This is a genomic window from Pseudarthrobacter cellobiosi, assembly GCF_023913755.1.
GTDB lineage: Bacteria > Actinomycetota > Actinomycetes > Actinomycetales > Micrococcaceae > Arthrobacter > Arthrobacter cellobiosi.
Map to the genome: position 1 here is coordinate 18317 of NZ_JAMXBJ010000042.1, position 19378 is coordinate 37694.

Annotated in this window: 17 protein-coding genes and 1 tRNA gene; 11 read left to right on the plus strand and 7 right to left on the minus strand. The window is 65.1% G+C overall.

All coding sequences use genetic code 11. The features are described 5' to 3' along the window. Positions 1–62 precede the first annotated feature (62 nt). Complete coding sequence (locus NG696_RS08835; RefSeq protein WP_252570374.1) at positions 63–1397, plus strand: ABC transporter substrate-binding protein; 1335 nt, start codon at positions 63–65, stop codon at positions 1395–1397. A 132-nt stretch (positions 1398–1529) separates the two neighbouring features. Continuing rightward, positions 1530–3737: an alpha-galactosidase gene (locus NG696_RS08840; protein ID WP_252575185.1), complete on the plus strand. Its 2208-nt coding sequence runs from the start codon at positions 1530–1532 to the stop codon at positions 3735–3737. 75 nt (positions 3738–3812) lie between these two features. Here NG696_RS08840 and NG696_RS08845 read toward each other — a convergent pair whose 3' ends face one another. Next, positions 3813–4037: a hypothetical protein gene (locus tag NG696_RS08845; protein WP_252570378.1), complete on the minus strand. Its 225-nt coding sequence runs from the start codon at positions 4035–4037 to the stop codon at positions 3813–3815. 242 nt (positions 4038–4279) lie between these two features. Here NG696_RS08845 and NG696_RS08850 point away from each other — a divergent pair, with 242 nt between their 5' ends. Beyond that, positions 4280–4927, plus strand: a complete 648-nt coding sequence (locus NG696_RS08850; RefSeq protein WP_252575187.1) for a hypothetical protein — start codon at positions 4280–4282, stop codon at positions 4925–4927. Positions 4928–5005: 78 nt separating this feature from the next. Here NG696_RS08850 and NG696_RS08855 read toward each other — a convergent pair whose 3' ends face one another. Beyond that, entirely contained in the window at positions 5006–5455 is a 450-nt protein-coding gene (locus NG696_RS08855) for a pyridoxamine 5'-phosphate oxidase family protein (protein WP_252570382.1), read from the minus strand. 318 nt (positions 5456–5773) lie between these two features. Here NG696_RS08855 and aroQ point away from each other — a divergent pair, with 318 nt between their 5' ends. Next, the gene (aroQ, locus tag NG696_RS08860; RefSeq protein WP_252575188.1) at positions 5774–6253 is read left to right on the plus strand and encodes a type II 3-dehydroquinate dehydratase; all 480 of its coding nucleotides are present in this window, start codon (positions 5774–5776) and stop codon (positions 6251–6253) included. Positions 6254–6281: 28 nt separating this feature from the next. Here aroQ and NG696_RS08865 read toward each other — a convergent pair whose 3' ends face one another. Further along, positions 6282–7466: a MarP family serine protease gene (locus NG696_RS08865; protein WP_252570386.1), complete on the minus strand. Its 1185-nt coding sequence runs from the start codon at positions 7464–7466 to the stop codon at positions 6282–6284. Positions 7467–7719: 253 nt separating this feature from the next. On the opposite strand from NG696_RS08865, the gene NG696_RS08870 reads away from it, so the two are divergent. Beyond that, positions 7720–8397: a Crp/Fnr family transcriptional regulator gene (locus tag NG696_RS08870; RefSeq protein WP_011693220.1), complete on the plus strand. Its 678-nt coding sequence runs from the start codon at positions 7720–7722 to the stop codon at positions 8395–8397. 193 nt (positions 8398–8590) lie between these two features. On the opposite strand, the gene NG696_RS08875 is transcribed toward NG696_RS08870, so the two are convergent. The 3 genes from NG696_RS08875 to sp36 are packed head-to-tail and all read right to left on the minus strand — an operon-like array spanning position 8591 to position 10235. After that, positions 8591–9502: an NUDIX hydrolase gene (locus NG696_RS08875; RefSeq protein WP_252575190.1), complete on the minus strand. Its 912-nt coding sequence runs from the start codon at positions 9500–9502 to the stop codon at positions 8591–8593. 17 nt (positions 9503–9519) lie between these two features. Continuing rightward, a complete protein-coding gene (locus NG696_RS08880; RefSeq protein ID WP_252570390.1) occupies positions 9520–10077 on the minus strand; it encodes a RidA family protein in 558 nt (185 codons plus the stop codon). A 2-nt stretch (positions 10078–10079) separates the two neighbouring features. Beyond that, positions 10080–10235 (minus strand): Sp36 family protein, encoded by a 156-nt coding sequence (gene sp36 / locus NG696_RS08885; protein WP_099093395.1) that lies wholly within the window; start codon positions 10233–10235, stop codon positions 10080–10082. A 37-nt stretch (positions 10236–10272) separates the two neighbouring features. On the opposite strand from sp36, the gene NG696_RS08890 reads away from it, so the two are divergent. The 5 genes from NG696_RS08890 to NG696_RS08910 all read left to right on the plus strand — a co-directional run bounded on the left by NG696_RS08890 (position 10273) and on the right by NG696_RS08910 (position 17599). Continuing rightward, positions 10273–12540, plus strand: a complete 2268-nt coding sequence (locus tag NG696_RS08890; protein WP_252570392.1) for a transglycosylase domain-containing protein — start codon at positions 10273–10275, stop codon at positions 12538–12540. A gap of 6 nt (positions 12541–12546) precedes the next feature. Then, the gene (locus tag NG696_RS08895; RefSeq protein WP_252570394.1) at positions 12547–13494 is read left to right on the plus strand and encodes a metallophosphoesterase; all 948 of its coding nucleotides are present in this window, start codon (positions 12547–12549) and stop codon (positions 13492–13494) included. Positions 13495–13648: 154 nt separating this feature from the next. Further along, the gene (locus NG696_RS08900; RefSeq protein ID WP_252575192.1) at positions 13649–15457 is read left to right on the plus strand and encodes an ABC transporter ATP-binding protein; all 1809 of its coding nucleotides are present in this window, start codon (positions 13649–13651) and stop codon (positions 15455–15457) included. Then, on the plus strand, positions 15454–17352 hold the full coding sequence (locus NG696_RS08905; protein ID WP_252575194.1) for an ABC transporter ATP-binding protein: 1899 nt from the start codon (positions 15454–15456) through the stop codon (positions 17350–17352). Before NG696_RS08900 ends, NG696_RS08905 begins: the two co-directional genes overlap by 4 nt. 170 nt (positions 17353–17522) lie before the next feature. Next, positions 17523–17599 (plus strand) — tRNA-Pro (locus tag NG696_RS08910). A gap of 182 nt (positions 17600–17781) precedes the next feature. Here NG696_RS08910 and NG696_RS08915 read toward each other — a convergent pair. After that, positions 17782–17955, minus strand: a complete 174-nt coding sequence (locus NG696_RS08915; protein WP_252575196.1) for a hypothetical protein — start codon at positions 17953–17955, stop codon at positions 17782–17784. A gap of 132 nt (positions 17956–18087) precedes the next feature. Here NG696_RS08915 and NG696_RS08920 point away from each other — a divergent pair, with 132 nt between their 5' ends. Next, positions 18088–19362, plus strand: a complete 1275-nt coding sequence (locus NG696_RS08920; RefSeq protein ID WP_252575200.1) for a helix-turn-helix domain-containing protein — start codon at positions 18088–18090, stop codon at positions 19360–19362. Positions 19363–19378: the final 16 nt, after the last annotated feature.

Here is a 19378-nt window from a genome sequence, read left to right on the forward strand (position 1 = left end):
TCCTCCACCCAACCGTCCCGCGGCGCCCGCCACGGCACACACCCCCACCGATAGGAATAGAAATGCGCGCGCATTACGGAAAAGCCACCGCAGCCTTTGCCATTGTCTCGGCGCTCACCCTCGCCGGCTGCTCAGGCGGCGGCGAAAGCAGTACGTCCACTGCGGCCGCCGGCTCCTGCGAACCGTCGTCCGGGCCGGTCGAGCTCACCTTCACCACCTGGGTACCGGGCATGGACAAGGTAGTTGACCTCTGGAACAAAGAAAACGAGAACATCCAGGTCAAGGTGCAGACCGGCCCCAACGGCAACTCTGGCACCTACCAGAACTTCTTCAACCAGCTGCAGGCCGGCAACGCGCCAGACCTTGGCCAGATCGAATACGACGCCCTGCCGAACTTCCGCGTCCAGGATGGCCTTGAGAACATCGCCGCCTGCGAGGGAGTAGCCGGCGCCCAGGACAAGTTCGTCGACTGGACCTGGGGCCAGGTGACCTTCGGCGAGGAAGGCGCCGTCTACGCCGTCCCGCAGGACAGCGGCCCGATGGCAATGTTCTACCGCGCGGACCTCTTCAAGGAGGCAGGTATCAAGGTCCCCACAACCTGGGACGAATACGCAGCGGCCGCCGAACAGATCAAGGCCCGCGGTTCCTACATCACCAACTTCCCCCGCGGCGACGTCAACTGGTTCGCCGGCAACGTCTGGCAGGCCGGCGGACAGTGGTTCTCCAGTGACAACGACCAGTGGGAGGTAAACCTGACCGGCACGGAGTCGGAGAAGGTTGCCAGCTACTGGCAGGACCTGCTCAGCAAGGACCAGGTCTCAACGCTGCCCTCCTTCTCCGATGAATGGAACGCCTCCTTCAACGAGGGCCAGCAGTGGACCTGGGTCTCCGCCGTGTGGGGTGCCTCGACGCTGGCCAGCGGCGCGCCCGACACGGCCGGAAAGTGGGCCGTCGCTCCCATGCCCCAGTGGGAGGGCAACGGAAAAGCCGCAGGCAACTGGGGAGGCTCCTCCACAGCGGTACTGAAAGGGTCCGACCACCCGTATGAAGCCGCAAAGTTCGCCCTGTGGCTGAACACCGATCCTGAAGCACTGGCCCTGGCCAACGAACTGGGCGGGCTCTACCCGGCAGCGAAGTCGGCAACGGACCTCGACGCGTTCACCGGCGGCGTCGAGTACTTCGGCGGGCAGAAGATCTACGAAGTCTTCGCCGAGGCATCCTCGAACGTCGACCCCAACTTCACCTGGGGCCCGACCATGACCCAGACCTACACCGACGTCTCGGACGGGTTCGGTAAGGCCACGGGAGGCGACGGCACCCTCCTGGACGCCCTGAAGACGGGCGAGAAGAAGACCATCGAATCCCTGAAGTCCCAGTCGATCCCTGTCAAGGAGTAACTGTCAGGAAGTATCGTCAGGACACAGCTACCTGACTCAGCAGGTCACCACTTCCACCGCTGGCGGGGGAGGTGCTGGCCTGCTGTTTGGGCCGATGACCCGTGCACCCCGTGAATACCGAAAGAGATCTTTATGGACCCCCTCCACCTCCGTACCGCCGGCACCAGCCTGGTGATCAGCTTCAACAGCGGGGAGGCCGAGATTATCCATTGGGGCGCCGATTTGGGCGGCACCCCCCTGCCGGACCTCGCCATTCTCGGCGAACCGATCCCCCACTCCGCCATCGACGCCACCGTGCCCGCCGGCCTCCTGCCGCAGGCATCCTCCAGCTGGCGCGGCCGTCCCGCCCTCCGTGGCCACCGCGTCGCCGACGGCGTCTCCGGCCTTGACTTCTCGGCCTGCCTCCGCGTCATGACAGCGAGCGCCGAGGGCAACTCTGCCGTCATCGTCCAGGCCGATTCCGGTGCCGGGCTCACCGTCTCATCCGCGCTGACACTGCACGACGGCGGCCTGCTGGAGCTGCGCCACACCCTCACCAACGACGGAACCACGCCCTATCAGCTCGACGAGCTGGCCACCGTCCTCCCGGTGGCGCCGGACGCCGTTGAACTCCTTGACCTGACAGGGCGCTGGTGCCGGGAACGCCACCCGCAGCGCCGCCCCATCCAGCAGGGCACCTGGGTCCGCACCGGCCGGCATGGCCGCACCGGGCACGATTCCTCGCTGCTCTTCGCCGCGGGCACCGCCGGGTTCGGCAACCGCCACGGGAAGGTCTGGGCCACGCACCTGGCCTGGAGCGGCAACCACGAACAGTTCGCCGACAGCATCGGCGATGGCCGCACCATGATCGGCGGCTCCGAGCTTCTGGGCCCGGCCGAGGTCATCCTCGCACCCGACGCCAGCTACACCACGCCGGCGCTCTTTGCCGCGTACTCGGACCGCGGCCTGGACGGCATCAGCGAGGCGTTCTACAGCTGGTTCCGGTCCCGCCCCCACCACGTTCTCCCCACAGCCGATGGAAAGAAGGGCACCGCAACACATCCGGGCAAGCCCCGTCCCGTTGTCCTCAACACCTGGGAAGCGGTCTACTTCGACCACAACCTGTCCACCCTGATCGAGCTGGCTGACTCCGCCGCCGAACTGGGCGTTGAGCGATTTGTGCTCGACGACGGCTGGTTCCGCGGCCGCCGCGACGACCACGCCGGCCTGGGCGACTGGTACGTCGACGAATCACTCTGGCCCGACGGCCTCACTCCGCTGATCGATGCCGTGACATCCCGCGGGATGGAATTCGGGCTCTGGGTGGAACCGGAAATGGTCAACCTGGACTCCGATATTGTCCGCGCGCACCCCGAATGGATTGTTGGTCCTTCCGTCCAGAGCTACAAGGACGGCGGCCGCCTGCCGATCGAATGGCGGAACCAGCATGTGATCGACCTGGTGAACCCTGACGCGTGGCAGTACATTTTCGACCGCGTGGACTCCCTGCTGCGCGAGAACAACATCAGCTACCTCAAATGGGATCAGAACCGGGACCAGCTGGAGCACGGCCACGCCGGCCGCTCCTCGGTCCACGAACAGACCCTGGCCGCTTACCGGCTCTTTGACGAGCTCAAGAAGTCCCACCCCGGCGTCGAGATTGAGAGCTGCTCATCCGGCGGCGCCCGGGTGGACCTGGGCATCCTGGAACGCACCGACCGCATCTGGGCCTCGGACTGCAACGACGCCCTCGAACGGCAGACCATCCAGCGCTGGACCGGGCTGGTGGTCCCGCCGGAGCTCGTGGGCGGGCACGTCGGCCCCACCACCTCGCACACCACAGCCCGCACCCACGATCTGTCCTTCCGCGCCATCACGGCGCTGTTCGGCCACTTCGGCATGGAGTGGGATGTCCGCGGGGTCCAGGGCGCCGAGCGCGAGGAACTCAAACGCTTCATCGCCCTCTACAAGGAACACCGCGGCCTGATCCACTCCGGGCGCATGGTCCGCGCTGACGTGCCCGATGATTCCCTGATGCTGCACGGTGTGGTGGCCCCCAGCGGTGCCGCGCAGGGCACGACGGCGGCGCTGTTCGCCCTGGTCAGCACCGGCACCGCGTTCGCGGAACAGATCGGCCGGATCACCATCCCCGGCCTGGAACCGGACCGCACCTACCGGGTGGAAGCCATCTTCCCGGCGCCCGGAGACGCCGACTACGCCCACACGTTCACCCAGGTCCAGCCCCCGGCCTGGCTGGCAGACGGGGCCGTTGCTGGCGGCCGCTTCCTGGCCGAAGTGGGCCTGCCCATGCCCATCCTCAACCCGGAACACGCCCTGGTCCTGAGGTTCACGGCGCTCTAGGGTCCCCACCCCGCTGCCCCGCGCTAAGGACGAGGCCGGCCGGCTGACTGCACCCTCCCGGTGGCGGAGCCGGGTTCAGCGGCGGACTCCGTGCGTGAAGTACAGCACGGGGCCCAAGAAGTTCAGGGCAATGACCGCCGCCCACACACTCTTGCGGCCGTTGACCTGCGGGGCGGGGCGGGTGGCCAGATCCGTCCTAGCGGTGGCGGCCAGCGACAACTGCACTGAGGACAAGGCCAGGACCACAGCCTGCTGCCCGCTTGTCAGATCGCTCCAAGTCCCGGACTTCTTGCTCGGCATGGTCAGATTCTCCGTGTCGGGGTGTGCGTCATTGCGTTCGGCCAAATAGCGGGCTTGATTCAATCATGTTGGTTTCCTTGTCCCTACCGGGGGTTTGTCGGTCAATTGTGTTGTCTTCCAAGGTTGCGCCGGTTGGGCCATCCTTACCCTTTCGGGGCCCGTCGATCTTACAAAACGAACCCATGCCGTTTTGAGGTGGCATGGCGCGTAGTATCGGCTACATGGGCGGGAGGGCCACAGACATGAGACGCACTTTCATGCGTCGGTGGGTGCTTGCGGTTACGGCCGGGGAGACCGTTGGATTCATTATCCCGGCCGCTGTTGGTGGAGCGTTGACTTTCGCCGCCGCGCCCGCTTCCGTTGTCTATCCGTTGATGATCGCCGCCGGAGCATGCGAAGGCATCCTCCTTGGGTTGGGACAGTCCATCGGCTTTGGCTCTTTTGGGATCCCTCGTGCCGCCTGGATTACCGCCACTGGCGGGGGTGCCGCAGTCGCGTGGTCCATCGGTATGCTGCCGAGTACGATCGGCGGTGTCGATTTCGCTTCGCCGTCCGCTCTTGCCCTCATTGTCGTCGGGGCGGCGGTGCTTCTGGCTTCGATTCCGACCTTGCAGTGGCTTGTCTTACGCCGGGTAGTCCGGCGGGCCTCCTGGTGGATCCCTGTCAACGCCGGTGCTTGGGCCGTTGGCATCCTCTGGACATTCGCGCCGTCTCCGTTCATTGACGAGAACACAGCACTTCCTGCCCTGTTGGGGTCATATTTAGTGGCCGGCATGCTCATGGCGGTCACTGTGGGTGCCCTGACTGGCTTCGCTGCGCGGCACGTAGTGGAATCCACTCACTACTCGCCAGCACAGGGCACTGATGCCGACAAATCCATCCAACAGTGACCGACCCCCTGAACGGCGCTCAGCCTGGAGTCAGCAGGCCGGCCCCACGGAACTCGCCCCGACTCCCTTGCCGGAACCTCAGGGCTCCCGTGGTGACCACCATCGTGCGGACGGGTTGATGGCAAACTGGCGTCCAGTAATTTCCGTCGGCGTAATGCGGAAAAGCTGATCCTTAGCCCCCGGCTCCCAGGGAGACAGGCTCTGATCCACCTGGTCCTGATCAAGTTCGTTGTCCGGGACAGCTTCAGGACGGCCTTTCACCACGACGCTCCACGCAATGGTTCCGTAGGGGTTGAGGCCGTCAGCCTCCAGTGCGACCGCTCCCCCTTCCAGCAAAGCGTCCAGTTTGGTTCCCGGACCTGTCCGGAAAAACAGTGATCCATCCTCCGGCAGGTAGTTCACGGGAAAGATTTCAGGTCCGTTGGTGCCAATCACCGCCAGTCGACCGACTGAAGCGGACCGAAGGGATCTCCAGCACGCATGTGTTCCAAGAACCTTTGATGCTGATGCTTCTTCGAAGATGTTCATGTGCCGAGCATACATACGTGATGGATCAAGGCAGCAGAGCACGCCCCCTTTGGCGCGGACTCGGGTGAGCGGCGACAGCGGACAGCCGGAAGTAGCGAGCGCCGGCCAGCGAATGGCCCTCTTGGCAGCGCGGCCGGCCCACCAGCTGTGCGAAAAGTAAGTGTCGTCCGTGGAACGTCAACGTCGTCGCCTAGGGTCCTTTGCGACGAATTCTGTACCATCATTCACCTGCCGCGGTCCACGGCCGCCGGAAATCCGGCCTGGTGGAATCGCCCGGCGCCGAATGATGGTGCAGAATCCGGCAGGTAGATTGGATCTATGACTGACGTTTCCTCCCCTGACTCCGCATCTGCCTCGGCTGCCGGACGCGGCACCATCCTCGTGATCAACGGCCCCAACCTCAACCTGTTGGGCACCCGTGAGCCGGAGAAGTACGGCACCTCCACCCTTGCGGACGTGGAGCAGCTGGCAGCCACCGCGGCGCAGGCCCACGGCTTCACGGTGGAGTGCGTCCAGTCCAACCATGAGGGCGTGCTCCTGGACGTCATCCACGCAGCCCGCGGCACCGCCGTCGGGATTGTGCTGAACGCCGGCGCCTTCACCCACACGTCCGTGGCCCTACGCGACGCTCTGGCAGCGGTGCAGCTTCCCGCCGTCGAGGTCCACATCACCAACGTGCACCAGCGTGAGGACTTCCGGCACCACTCCTTCCTGTCCCCGGTGTGCGCCGCGGTGATCGTGGGAGCTGGCGTGTTCGGCTACAAGCTGGCCATCGATTACCTGGCCGAAACGCTGTAGCCGGGTCCCGGCGACTTAGGCCGCCCGGCTACTTCTGGATGCACTGGCCGGAGGACACGGGCGCGCTGAAGCCGGCGGCCTGGGACGCGACCGGGAACAGGTCATCCATGGTGATGGCGAACCCCATTTCGGTGTCCGAGGTTGCCTTGGCAAAAATGACGCCGGCCACCAGGCCCTCCATGGTCAGCAGCGGGCCGCCCGAGTTCCCGGGCTGGACGTCGCCGGCCAGGCGGTAGATCTGTTCCGGGGCCGGGTTTTCACCATAGATATCGGGGACCAGGACCGACGTAATGTCCTGGACGGTGGCAGGGTTGGATTTGAAGGGGCCACCGTGGGGATACCCCGCGAAGGCCGCCGGGCTGCCGTTCGGGAGGTCGGACGTCAGCGTGAGCGGTTCGGACGGCAGCCCGTCCACGGCCAGGACGGCGAGGTCGTGCCGCGTATCGAAGTACACCACCCGGCCGGGCAGCGCGCCGCCGTCGGGAATTTCAACCACCGGCTGCGACACGCCCGCCACAACATGGGCATTGGTCACAACCCGGCCCGGGGAAACCACAAAGCCGGTGCCGGTCTGGTTCTGGCCGCATTCGTAGGCGGTTCCGGCAATTTTCAGGACTGACTGCGCGGCCCGGTTCAGCGCTGGCGTATCGGTACTGGCATTGGGCACCGCCACCGGCTGCCCCTGGTCCAGGCCTTCAAGCAGCGTGGGGATTCCGTTGCCGATCACCGTGGACCGCAGCTGCGCCATGGTGGTCTTCAACGGGACAGGCGTCAGCCCATCGATGTACCGGATGACTTTGGACTCGGCCAGTTGCTGGGACACAAACGGAACGCCCAGGGCGCTGACGCTGAAGGCGAGCATGGACATCACCAGGGCCGAGACCACCACGTTGACGGCCCCGCCCACCAGCCGGTCCACCGCACGCAGCGGCTTGATCCGCACGGCGCCGCGGATTTTGCGCCCGATCATGGTCCCGAGGCCATGGCCCATGGCCATCAGTACGACGGCGGCGGCCACGATGGCGGTCAGCCTCCAGCCGGAGTCATCCACGAAGCCGCTGACCAGTGGAACGGCAAAGAACGCGGCCACCGCGCCCGCGGCGAAGCCGGCGATACCGCCGAGCGTGACCAGGAAGCCGTTGCGCAGGCCATAGATCAGGTAAGACAGCAGGGCCAGGATCAGCGCCAGGTCCAGAACGGTCAAGCCAAACACTGACGCTCCTCTAATACGGTTGAGACCCAATTCTAGTGGCGCAAGCTGACATTGTTCTGTGGGCGCCAGTCCCCCGCCCCTAGGGGCAAGGTTCGGTCGTGAAAATCACAGCCTGGGTGGGGCCGAACACCGGATCGTGCCCGCATTAGACACCGTCAGCGGCGTTTCCGCTGCCAAGTACGTCACAGAACCTTGAAAATTCTGAAACAATGGCAAAAGCGCCACAGCCGACACTTTTTATTCAGGAGATTTCATGGACATCGAGGTACTGCGCCGAGCACCCCTATTTGCCACGCTCGACGACGAAGCATTCCGCCTGCTGACGGACGAGCTTACCGAGGTGGACCTCTCCCGCGGTGCATCGGTATTCCGCGAGGGCGACCAGGGCGACCAGCTCTACTTCATCGTCTCCGGCAAGGTGAAGCTGGGCCGCACCTCCCCCGATGGCAGGGAGTCCCTGCTCGCCATCCTGGGCCCGGGTGAACTGTTCGGCGAAATGGCACTCTTTGACCCCAGCCCCCGCACGGCCACGGCAACGGCCGTCTCTGAAACCCGCCTGGCTGGCCTGAAGAACGAAAGCCTCAACGCCCTGCTGCGGACGCGCCCGGAGGTTTCGGCTCAGCTGCTGCAGGCCCTGGCCCGCCGCCTGCGCCGCACCAACGATTCACTCTCGGACCTGGTGTTCTCCGACGTTCCCGGCCGCGTGGCCAAGGCCCTGCTCGACCTGGCCGACCGCTTCGGCCGCCCGGCAACGGACGGCGTCCTGGTAGCCCACGAGCTCACCCAGGAAGAACTGGCCCAGCTGGTAGGCGCCTCCCGCGAGACGGTCAACAAGGCCCTGGCAGAGTTCGTCCAGCGCGGCTGGCTCCGCCTCGAAGCCCGTGCCGTAGTGATCCTGGACATGCAGCGCCTCCGCCAGCGCTCCCGGTAGTCCCAATTGCGTCCGGCCCGAGGCCGGCATCCTCCGCGTGCTGCTCCTTCGTCGCTTTGACGCACGCTTCCGGATGCCGGACCTCGGGCCTTTCGCGTTTGAGGTGAGAGAGCGTTGCCCAAAAACCCGCAGGAAGTGAGAGAGCGTTCGAGCGGGACAGCGGTCTTTCGCGTAGGAGCGCATCGCGGACAGGCTAGCGCTCGCGCTGGGGGTCTCCGGCTACGGTTTTGGCGGCCTCGACTTCGAGCATGAGCGTGCCCTCTTCGTCGACGAGCCGGGCCTGATACACGTGGGGTTTGCGTTTGTAGCTGAGGTACGCGATGCAGCCGTTCGCTGCGGCCATCTTCTCGAGCATGATCTCCGAGCCTGGCACCAGGAGCTGGCCAAGGGTGAGGCCCACGGTGTTCTCCTGGCCCACTTCGTCGCCCAGGGCAGTGGTGCTGCGCGCGGCGATGGCCTTGGTGGCGCACACCCATCGTCCCCAGACGCCCTTGGTCTCCAGCAGGCTGGGCTGCTGGTTCATGGGGACCGTGGCGGCGAAATAGCGGGTGTCGAAGCGGCGGTGCGCGAAGTCCGGGCTGCGCCAGTTGACGAGCGGCTTCAGCAGGTCGGTCCGTAGCGAGAGTCCCCGCTTGGCGAGGAGCTCCGTGAAGGTCTTCTCCTGGTCGGCAACGGCCACGCGGGCCCGCATCCAGTCCTGCGTTGACGTGTTTTCCACGGTGGTGGACATGTCCGTCCCGGCCAGGAGTACGCCGGCTTCCTCAAAGAGTTCGCGGATGGCGCCCACCACGTGGCGGCGCGCCAGCCCGACGTCGTCCGTCCCCATCTGCTCGGCCCAATGCTGGGGTGAGGGGCCCAGCCAGCCGACGGCGTCGTCGTCGGACGCCTCCAGGGAACCTCCGGGGAAGGCGAGGACGCCCAGCGGCGAGGAGCCGGGCCGGTAGCCCAGCCACGTCTCCAGGCCGGTGGGCGAGTCCCGCAGAAGCACCACGGACGATGCGTAGCGGGCGGCACGCGGGGTCCGCTCGCCGTGTTCGAGCCAGCTTTGGGCAGCCCCTTCAAGATCCGGAGGAAGGGCAAACAAGCGTCGGGCGAGCTGAGGCAATTGAGTGAACCGGGTCCTTAGCTGAATTCAGCGATCAGTTCGACCTCGACGGGAGAGTCGAGCGGAAGGACCGACACGCCGACGGCGGAGCGGGCGTGCCGGCCTGCGTCACCAAAGACCTGGCCGAGGAGCTCGGACGCGCCGTTGATGACGCCCGGCTGTCCCGTAAAGGCCGGATCGGAGGACACAAAGCCCACCACCTTGACGATGCGGGTGATGCGGTCCAGATCGCCGATGACGCTCTTGATGGCCGCCAGCGCGTTGATGGCGCAGACAGCGGCGTAGGCCTTGGCGTCCTCCGGGGACACTGTGGGCTCGTCGGAAGCGCCCTCTGTGCCGGTGGAGACCTTGCCGGTTGCTTCGAGTTTGCCGTTAATAAAGGGCAGCTGGCCGGAGGTGTAAACATGGCTGCCGGTGATGACGGCCGGCACGTAGGCGGCGACGGGCGCGGCCACCTCGGGGAGGGTCAGTCCCAGCTCGGCGAGGCGCTGCTCGACGGCGGAAACCGGCGCTGAAGCAGACGCGTTTTCCGGCGCGGATACAGGGCCGGACGTAGTCTCTGCGGGGATGCTCATCGCTACTGCTTCTCCCTCTTGAGGTAGGCAACCAGGCCGTTGCCGTCCGGTCCAGTGATTACCTGGACGAGCTCCCAGCCGTCCTCTCCCCACTGGTCCAGGATCTGCTTGGTAGCGTGAATAATGAGCGGAATCGTCGCGTACTCCCATTTGGTCATGAGCTAAAGACTAGTCCTTGCCGGTAAAGTGGAAAACATGGTGACTCGTAAGAACCCCATTTTCGACACGGCCACTACCCTCGGAAAGATATTTGGTTTCCTCGGTGTGAGCGCGATTTGTGGTGTCCTGGTGGCGGGCCTGCTGGTTCCGGCTGCGGCCGTTTCCGGCAGCGCGGCAAGCGGTTCCATAGAGTTCTTCGATACCCTCCCGGCAGAGCTGCAGGTGGACCCGCCCAGCCAGTCCACCCGGATCCTCGCCGCGGACGGCAGCCTGATCGCGAACCTCTACGAGGAAAACCGGACCAAGGTTGCCCTCGACCAGATCTCGCCGTTCGTGAAGGAAGCCATCATCGCTGTCGAGGACAGCCGGTTCTACGAGCATGGCGGTGTGGACACCACCGGCATCCTCCGCGCCATGGTCAGCACAGCCCGTGGCAACAAACAGGGTGCCTCCACCATCACCCAGCAGTACGTGAACAACGTGCTCAACTCCAACCTCGCTGCCGAGGGAAACACTGAGGACATCAAGCTCAACGGTGTCAACAAGGGCGTGGGAGACAAGCTTCGCGAAATGAAGCTCGCGATCGCCCTGGAGAAGGAATTCTCCAAGGAACAGATCCTCGAGGGTTACCTCAACATCGTCTTCTTCAACCGCGACGCCTACGGCATCGAGGCCGCGTCCAAATTCTTCTTCAGCACCACCGCCAAGGATCTGACCCTCCCGCAGGCAGCACTCCTGGCTGGCCTCGTGAACAGCCCGTCAGCGTTTGACCCCATCACCAACCCGGAGAACGCCAAACAGCGCCGGGACCTGGTGCTGGGCCTCATGCTGGACCAGGGAAAGATCACCCAGGTCGATCACGACGCCGCCGTGGCCACCCCGGTGGAACCGAAGATCACAGAGTCACGCCAGGGCTGCGCATACGCCACCACGGCACCCTATTTCTGCAACTACGTGCTTCACCTGCTGCTGAACAACCCGGCCTACGGTGCGGACGCAAAAGAGCGCGAGCAGAAGATCTTCCGCGGCGGCCTGACCATCACCACCACGCTGGACGTCAACGCCCAAAACGTTGCCCAGGCCGAGTCTGATGCAGCCGCCGGCGTCAATCCGGACAACTGGGGTGCGTCCATCGTCTCCGTGCAGCCCAACACCGGCAAGATCCTGAACATGGCGCAGAACACGTCGTTCCTGCCCACCGAAGGCAAGTTCAACCAGACGCAGAACTTCAACGTGGACAAGCTGGACAAGGACGGCAACGACCTCAACGGCCTGGGTGGATTCCAGCCCGGCTCCACCATGAAGCCCTTCACGTTCGCCCAATGGCTGAACGAGGGCAAGTCCATGAACACCAACATCAACGCCTCCGTGCGCAAGTACCCGCAGAACTTCCCCTGGAAGAACACCTGCCCGGACCCCACCGTGGGCTGGTACGACGCCAGGATTCCCGGCAGCTTTGACCTGCAGAACTCCGACGACGGCTATTACCGGAACATGACGATCCTGTACGGCCTGCAGAACTCGATCAACACGGCCACCTTCGCCTCGGCGGCACAGGTTGACCTCTGCGGTATCCAGAAGATCGTGGATGCGGTCGGAATCCACGGTGGCCTGCCCTCGGCTGAAGATCCCAACCCGAAGGTCAAGATGACCACTTTGGCCAACCTGATCGGTTCCACGCAGACCGCCCCGCTGTCCATGGCCTCCGCATTTGCCACGTTCGCCAATGACGGCAAGTACTGCGAGCCCATCGCTATCACCTCTGTCACGGACCAGACCGGCGCGCAGCTCCCGGCACAGGCCACGAGCTGCCGGGATGCCGTCAAACCGGAGGTCGCCCGGGGCGTTGCGTATGCCTTGCAGAAGGTCCTGGATGAGGGTTCCGGATCCCTCATCCAGCCGCGACTCTCCACGAAGACCAACTTCCCGGTGGCTGCCAAGACTGGCACCAACGACACCAACGGCTCCACTTGGGTGGTTGGTTTCACCACCGGCGTGGCCACCGCCGCATGGTTCGGTGACCCGCTGGGTGACCAGAGCCGTGAGGGCCGTAACCTCACGGTCAATGGAAAGTTCTACAAGGCGATCGACGGTTACATGATCGCCGGTCCCATGTTCTCCAAGTACATGGCCCAGGTCGCTCCGGCGTACGGCACCAACCCGTTCACGGCCCCGCCCACCAACATGGTGAGCGGAACGCCTGCCCGGACTACGCCGTCAACGCAGGCCACCGCGCCGGCCACGGCACCGGCCACCCCGCCGGCCGCGGACCCCGCACCGGGCAACAGCGACAAGAAGAACTAGCCTCCCATGGCAGTCAGCCCAGCATTGGCCAGCCGCGTCCGGAACATCGGGCGCGGCTTTGCCGTCACCGCCGGCGCGGGCACCGCAGCGGGTCTCGCCGCCTTCGGATACGGGCTGTGGGAGAAGAACCAGTTTGTCCTGCGCGAGGAGGCACTGCCCATCCTGCCCGCAGGGCACGCGCCCTTCCGCGTCCTGCACCTGAGCGACATCCACTTCGTCCCGGGCCAGGACACCAAGGCGCGTTGGCTTGAGTCGCTGGCGTCGCTGGAACCTGACCTGGTGGTCAATACCGGGGACAACCTCAGCCACGTCAAGGCAGTGGAGCCCCTGCTTAAGGCACTGCGCCCGCTACTGGAGTTTCCCGGCGTATTCGTCCCGGGGTCCAACGACTACTACGGCCCGAGCTTCAAAAACCCCGCGTCCTACCTGCTGGGACCGTCCAAGACCAAGCCCAAACAAACCGAATTGGACTGGCCGCGGCTGCGGTCCGGCTTCGGCATGGGCGGCTGGGTGGACCTCACCAACCGGCACCAATCGGTGGTGCTGAAGGGCATCCGTTTCGACTTCTCCGGCGTGGACGATCCGCACTTGGGCCGGGAGCGCTACGCGGGCTGGCCCCGCGGCACCCGAGACCAGGACAAGAACGCGCACCTCCGGGTTGCGGTCATCCACGCCCCGTACCAGCGGGTCCTGGACCACTTCACGCAGGACGGCGCGGACCTGCTGCTGGCGGGCCACACCCATGGCGGCCAGCTCTGCATCCCCGGCTACGGCGCCCTGGTGTCCAACTGCGACCTCCCCACGTGGCGGGCCAAGGGACTCAACAACTGGGAAAGCAACGGACGTACGACGCCGGTCAACGTCTCAGGCGGCATCGGCACTTCCCGGTTCGCTCCCATCCGTATCGCCTGCAAACCCGAGGCTGTCCTGCTGACGCTGACCTCCCCCGAATAGCCCCGTTGCCCTATCACTTACAGCTCCTAACCAAGGGCGTTGGCGACCGTACGTGATAGAGCAACGGGGATGTGGACGTGTGAACCTTCTCACGCCATGGCATAGGGTAGTTGCTAAGGGAAACTACATTCGATTTAGAGCTTGAGAAGCGGGCATGGCCAAGCAGACCTCATTTTTCAGATCCATCAGCCGTCTTTACCCTCACGTGAGGCCGATCATCCCCCGGCTGGTGATGGGACTCCTCTGCGCACTCCTGGCCAGCGTCGTGGCGCTGACCATCCCGCAGGTGCTGCGGGTCCTCGTCAATGAGTCCCTCAAACCCGGTGGCGCGTCGGACGCCGTCTGGACTGCCGCCGTCGTCATCCTGGTCCTGGGCATCGCCGAGGCGGGACTCGTGGCGCTCCGCCGGCAGTTTGTGATCAACCCGGCCACCACCGTGGAAACCCAGATGAGGGTCTCGCTCTACGGGCACCTGCAGGACCTGACGGTGTCCTTCCACGACCGCTGGGGCTCCGGCCAGCTGCTGTCGCGTGCCATGACGGACCTGAACTTCCTGCGCCGCTGGATGGCGTTCGGTGCCATCATGCTGGTGGTCACCACACTCACGGTGGTCATCGGCATTGTGGTCATGTTCTCCATGAGCTGGCAGCTGGCCGTGATCTTCCTGGCCGCCGCGGTGCCCATCATGGCCTACGGGTTCCGGTTCCGGACGCGTTTCAGCAAGGTGGCGCGGCGTAGCCAGGACCAGGCAGGCGACCTCGCCACCACTGTGGAGGAATCCGTCCACGGCATCCGCGTCCTAAAGGCCTTCGGCCGCAGCCGCGAGGCCCTGGAGAACTTCAACGAACAGGCCGAGGAACTCCGCCAGACCGAGATCATGAAGGCGAAGCACCAGGCCACCTTCACCATGGTGGTCACGCTGCTGCCGGAACTCGCGCTCGGCGCCGGGCTGGTGGTGGGCGTGATGCTCTGCGCCAGCGGCCAGCTGAGCATCGGCGCCCTGGTGGCCTTCTTCGCCACCGCCGCCGTCATCGCAACGCCGGTGGAATTCTCCGGCATGCTGCTGGCCATGGCACTCACCGCCAAGTCCGCCGTCGACCGCCACTTCGAGGTCATGGATTCGGTCAACACCATCACCAGTCCCCCGGAGCCCCGCACCCCATCGCAGCTGAAGGGCGCCCTCAGCTTCAAGAACGCCACATTCGCGTTCGAGGACGCACCGGACAAGCCCATCCTCAAGAACATCAACCTGGACGTCCGGCCGGGCGAAACCATGGCACTGGTGGGCATCACCGGCAGCGGCAAGAGCGCGCTGATCCAGCTGGTCCCGCGCCTGTACGACGTCACAGACGGCTCCATCACCATCGACGGCGTGGACCTGCGCGAGTTCGACGTCGACGGGCTGCGTCGGGTAGTGGGCGTCGCGTTCGAAGACACCACGCTGTTCTCCAGTTCGGTCCGCGACAACGTGCTTCTCGGGGCGCCGGACCGGACCGAGGAAGCCCTGGACGAAGCCCTGGATGTGGCGCAGGCGCACTTCGCGTACTCGCTGCCGGAAGGCGTGGATACGCTCATCGGCGAGGAGGGCCTGAGCCTTTCCGGCGGGCAGCGGCAGCGGATTGCCCTGGCCCGGGCCATCGCCGCGCGGCCCCGGGTCCTGGTGCTGGACGATCCGCTCTCGGCCCTGGACGTGCACACCGAGGAGCTCGTGGAAACCCGGCTCCGCGCGGTCCTGAAGGACACCACCACGCTGATCGTCGCGCACCGTCCATCCACCGTGGCGCTGGCCGACCGGGTGGCATTGCTCGAGGACGGCCGGATCGCCGCCGTCGGAACCCACACGGAACTGCTGGCGCACAACCCCCATTACCGCTATGTCATCGCCAGCCTGGACCAGGAACCACGGGACCTGGATTCGGAACTGTCGGAGCTTGAGGACGAGTCAGAGGACAGCATCCGATGAGTAGCGTAACCTTCGGCACCGCCAACGAGGACAACACCCACCTCAGCAAGACGGACAGTAAAACCGTACGACGGCGGTCGCTCGCCCTTTTGGCAACCCTGATCCGTCCCGTGCGGCTCAGGTTCTGGCTGACCATCGCCACCGTGGTCCTGTCCCAGGCCGCGCGCGTAGCCGGGCCTGCACTGATCGCGTTCGGCATCGACCACGCGCTCCCGTCGTTGCAGGCGGGCGACAACCTCCCGCTGGTGTTCACGGGCGTCGCCTACCTGCTCGCAGCAATCGCGACGGCGGGACTCACCGCCCTCTACGTCACCTCCACCGCGCGGCTCAGCCAGGCGATGCTGCTGGACTTGCGTGTCCGGGTCTTCCGGCACACGCAGCGCCTGAGCCTGGAATTCCACGAAAAGTACACGTCCGGCCGGATCATCGCCCGGCAGACCTCGGACCTGGAGGCGCTGCGGGAACTCCTCGACTCCGGTGTCAGCTCTTTGGCCTCGGGCCTGCTGTTTATGGTCTTCACTGCTGTGACGGTGTTTGCATTGGACTGGCGCAGCGGGCTGATCGTGCTGGCCGCCGGCTTCCCGATGTACTTCCTGTCGCGCTGGTACCAGAAGCACTCCCAGATCGTGTTCCGCGAATCCCGGGTGGTGTCCGCCCGGCTGATTGTGCACTTTGTGGAGACGATGACCGGGATCCGCGCCGTGAAGGCCTTCCGCAAGGAAACTGAAAACGCCGAGACGTACGGCCAGCTGTCCGAGGACTACCGGCTGGTCACTGTGCGCTCCATCAACCTCAACGGCGTTTTCCAGCCCGGCCTGGTGCTGATCGGCAACGTCTGCGTGGCCGTGGTGCTCCTGTTCGGCGGGTTCCGTGTCCTGGGCGGGGATCTTGCCGTGGGCGTGCTGCTGGCACTGATCCTTTCCACCAAACGCTTTTTCCAGCCGGTGGACCAGATGGCCATGTTCTACAACTCCTTCCAGAGTGCCCAGGCGGCCCTGGAGAAGGTGTCCGGCCTGCTGGAGGAGGTTCCGACGGTCCGCCCGCCCAAGAACGCTGTGGCGCTCCGCGATGCCCGGGGCACCATCGACTTCAAGGGTGTGGAGTTCCGCTACGGCGACGGCCCTGTGGTCATCCCCACCATGGACCTGCACATCCCCGCCGGCCAGACCGTGGCCCTCGTTGGGCAGACCGGCGCCGGGAAATCCACGCTGGCCAAGCTGATCGCCCGCTTCTACGACGTCTCCTCAGGCTCCCTGACCTTGGACGGAGTGGACCTGCGCAGCCTCACCACCACGGACCTGCGCCGGAACATCGTGATGGTCACCCAGGAGGCGTTCCTGTTCAGCGGCTCCGTGGCGGACAACATCGCGCTGGGCCGGCCGGAGGCTTCCCGTGATGAGATCGAGGATGCTGCCCGGGCCGTGGGCGCCCACGAGTTCATTACCGAACTCCCTGAAGGCTATGACACCGATGTCAACAAGCGCGGCGGCCGGGTTTCCTCCGGGCAACGGCAGCTGATCAGCTTCGCCCGGGCGTTCCTGGCCCGGCCGGCGGTGCTGATCCTGGACGAGGCCACCTCGTCGCTGGACATCCCCTCGGAGCGGCTCGTCCAGAGCGGGCTGGCGCGCCTTCTGCGGGCAACGTCCGACGCCGGCAGCCCGGCAGGTGCCCAGGGCTCGTCTGGTGCGAGGTCTGCGACCGAGGGCTCAGCTGCTGCGGGCGGCGGCCGGACGGCGCTGATCATCGCGCACCGCCTCTCCACCGTTGAAACTGCCGACCGCGTCCTGGTGGTCCACGACGGCCGCGTGGTCGAGGACGGCACCCCTGCAGAACTCATCGGCGGCGGCGGACGCTTCGCAGATCTCCATGGCGCCTGGAAGGACTCCCTGGTCTAGGGATCTGGTTGCGTACGGCAGCTGGGTTTCCCCGGCTTTGAGCAGCGACGCCAGCCTGTTACGGCGGGACACTCGGCACACCTGGGCAAACCTGGGGGAACCCAGCGGCCGCCGATTTCGCATCCGGGCCCGGCGTCGGCTATTCTTGTAAAGTTGCTTTTGCAGCGGATCGGGATGTGGCGCAGCTTGGTAGCGCGCGTCGTTCGGGACGACGAGGTCGCAGGTTCAAATCCTGTCATCCCGACCAATTCAAAGAGGGTCTCCCCCAGGGGAGGCCCTCTTTTGTGTCTCCCGGCGGTCAAGTACCCGGCCAGAACCGGCCGGTGTCCGGGCAAAGAAGTAGCCCCGAGGCATGATTACCATGCCCCGGGGCCGCGCCTCCTGAGAGGATTCCTTACATCGGGTCGGCCAGTTGCCAACGTTGGTGGTTTAGTTGCCGCTCTTGTCCTTGACGGGCTTGGACATGGGATCGGGCCAATTGCCAACGGCTACGGATACGCCGGTGGTGTCGGCGATGGAACCTGCCGACAGGACAGCCGGAGCCGCCGCAGAAAATGCCAAGGCCGCAGCGAGTACGCCAGCGGCCGCAATCTTCTTCAACATATAAGTTCCTCAATACGAGTCGGATTCGTTACAAAGTCAGCACTGTCCTTGTTGACATACATTGTAAAATGTTTTCCACAGGGACTGTCAAGCATTGAGTACAAAGACTGTCCAGAATTAGGAGGAAATCCCGTGGGCAACGGATTCGGGGAGAAGCTCCGTGCGGAGCGACTCGAACGTGGGCTGACACAGGCTGAACTGGGCAAGGACCTGTATTCCCCCAGTTATATCTCCCTCCTCGAAACCGGCCGCCGCGAGCCGACGGCCGAAGTGATCAAGGAGCTCGCCCGCAGGCTGGAGCTGGCGCCCAAGGCGCTGGAAGCCTGGAGCCAACCCATCACAGTCAGCGACGCTGAGTACGTCCTGGCCGGCCTCTACGCACGCCAGGCGTGGGACCTCAGGGACTACCCGCTGGCCGCCACCCACGCAGCCACCGCGGCCCAGATAGCCCTGGAGGGCAAGAACACCAGCGCGTGGTGGAACATGACCTACATGCAGGCCGAATGCCTGATCAAACAGGGCAACTGGCAGGAATGCCAAAAGATCATGCAGCACCTCCTGGAGCACCCGATGGCCACGGAATCTGCCGGCCTCGCCGTCCGTGCCCGTCAGATGCTCGCCGCTATCTGCCAGGGACAGGGCCAGCTAAGCAATGCCGTGGAACATGCGCTGGCGGCCGTACAACTCTGCGGCCAGCTGCCCAACGGATCCACCCTGATCATCGGCGCCTACCGCGCCCTGATCGGGGCGCTGGCGGAAAGCGGCCGCCTGGACGAGGCCTGGAAATACTGCCAGGCCATGAATGACCAGATGGACGAGCACTCCATGTCCCAGCTCGCCGGTGAGGTTGCCTGGGTGATCGGCAACGTGGCCTTTATGCGGCACGACTACCCCGAGGGCATCAAGTACCACGAGCGCGCCGCCAGGATGCTGTCCCCCGCCAACGACATTGATCTGTGGGCCCGTTTCAACAAAGCCTCGGCCGCTGTCCGGCTGTCCTCCGGAATCGTAGAGCCGGAAACACTCTCCAGCATCGAGCGTGCCGAACTGGCACTGTCCATTGTGGGCGGCAACAAGAGCGACCAGCTGGAAGTTGCATTCATCCGCGCCCGCTGGCTGTATCTCACGGGCGACATCGTGGCTGCCATCAACAAGCTCCGCGAGATCCACTCGGAAGTAGGGGCTCTGGCCAAGCACACGGCAGGCGAAGTTTCACTCCTGCTTGGGAAGTCCCTGAAGGCCGCCGGCGAGTCCGACGAAGCCCTGGTCTACCTCGAAGAGGCGCAGAAGGCCTTCAGTGCCGCGGGAGCCTCGGACCGCGTCCAGCAGGCACTGGACGCGGTCCTTGAGATCAGGCTTGCCCAGCAGCGGGCCACCGCAGCAGCGAAGAACTCCAAGGCAAGCTAGGACCGGGCCCTGCCGG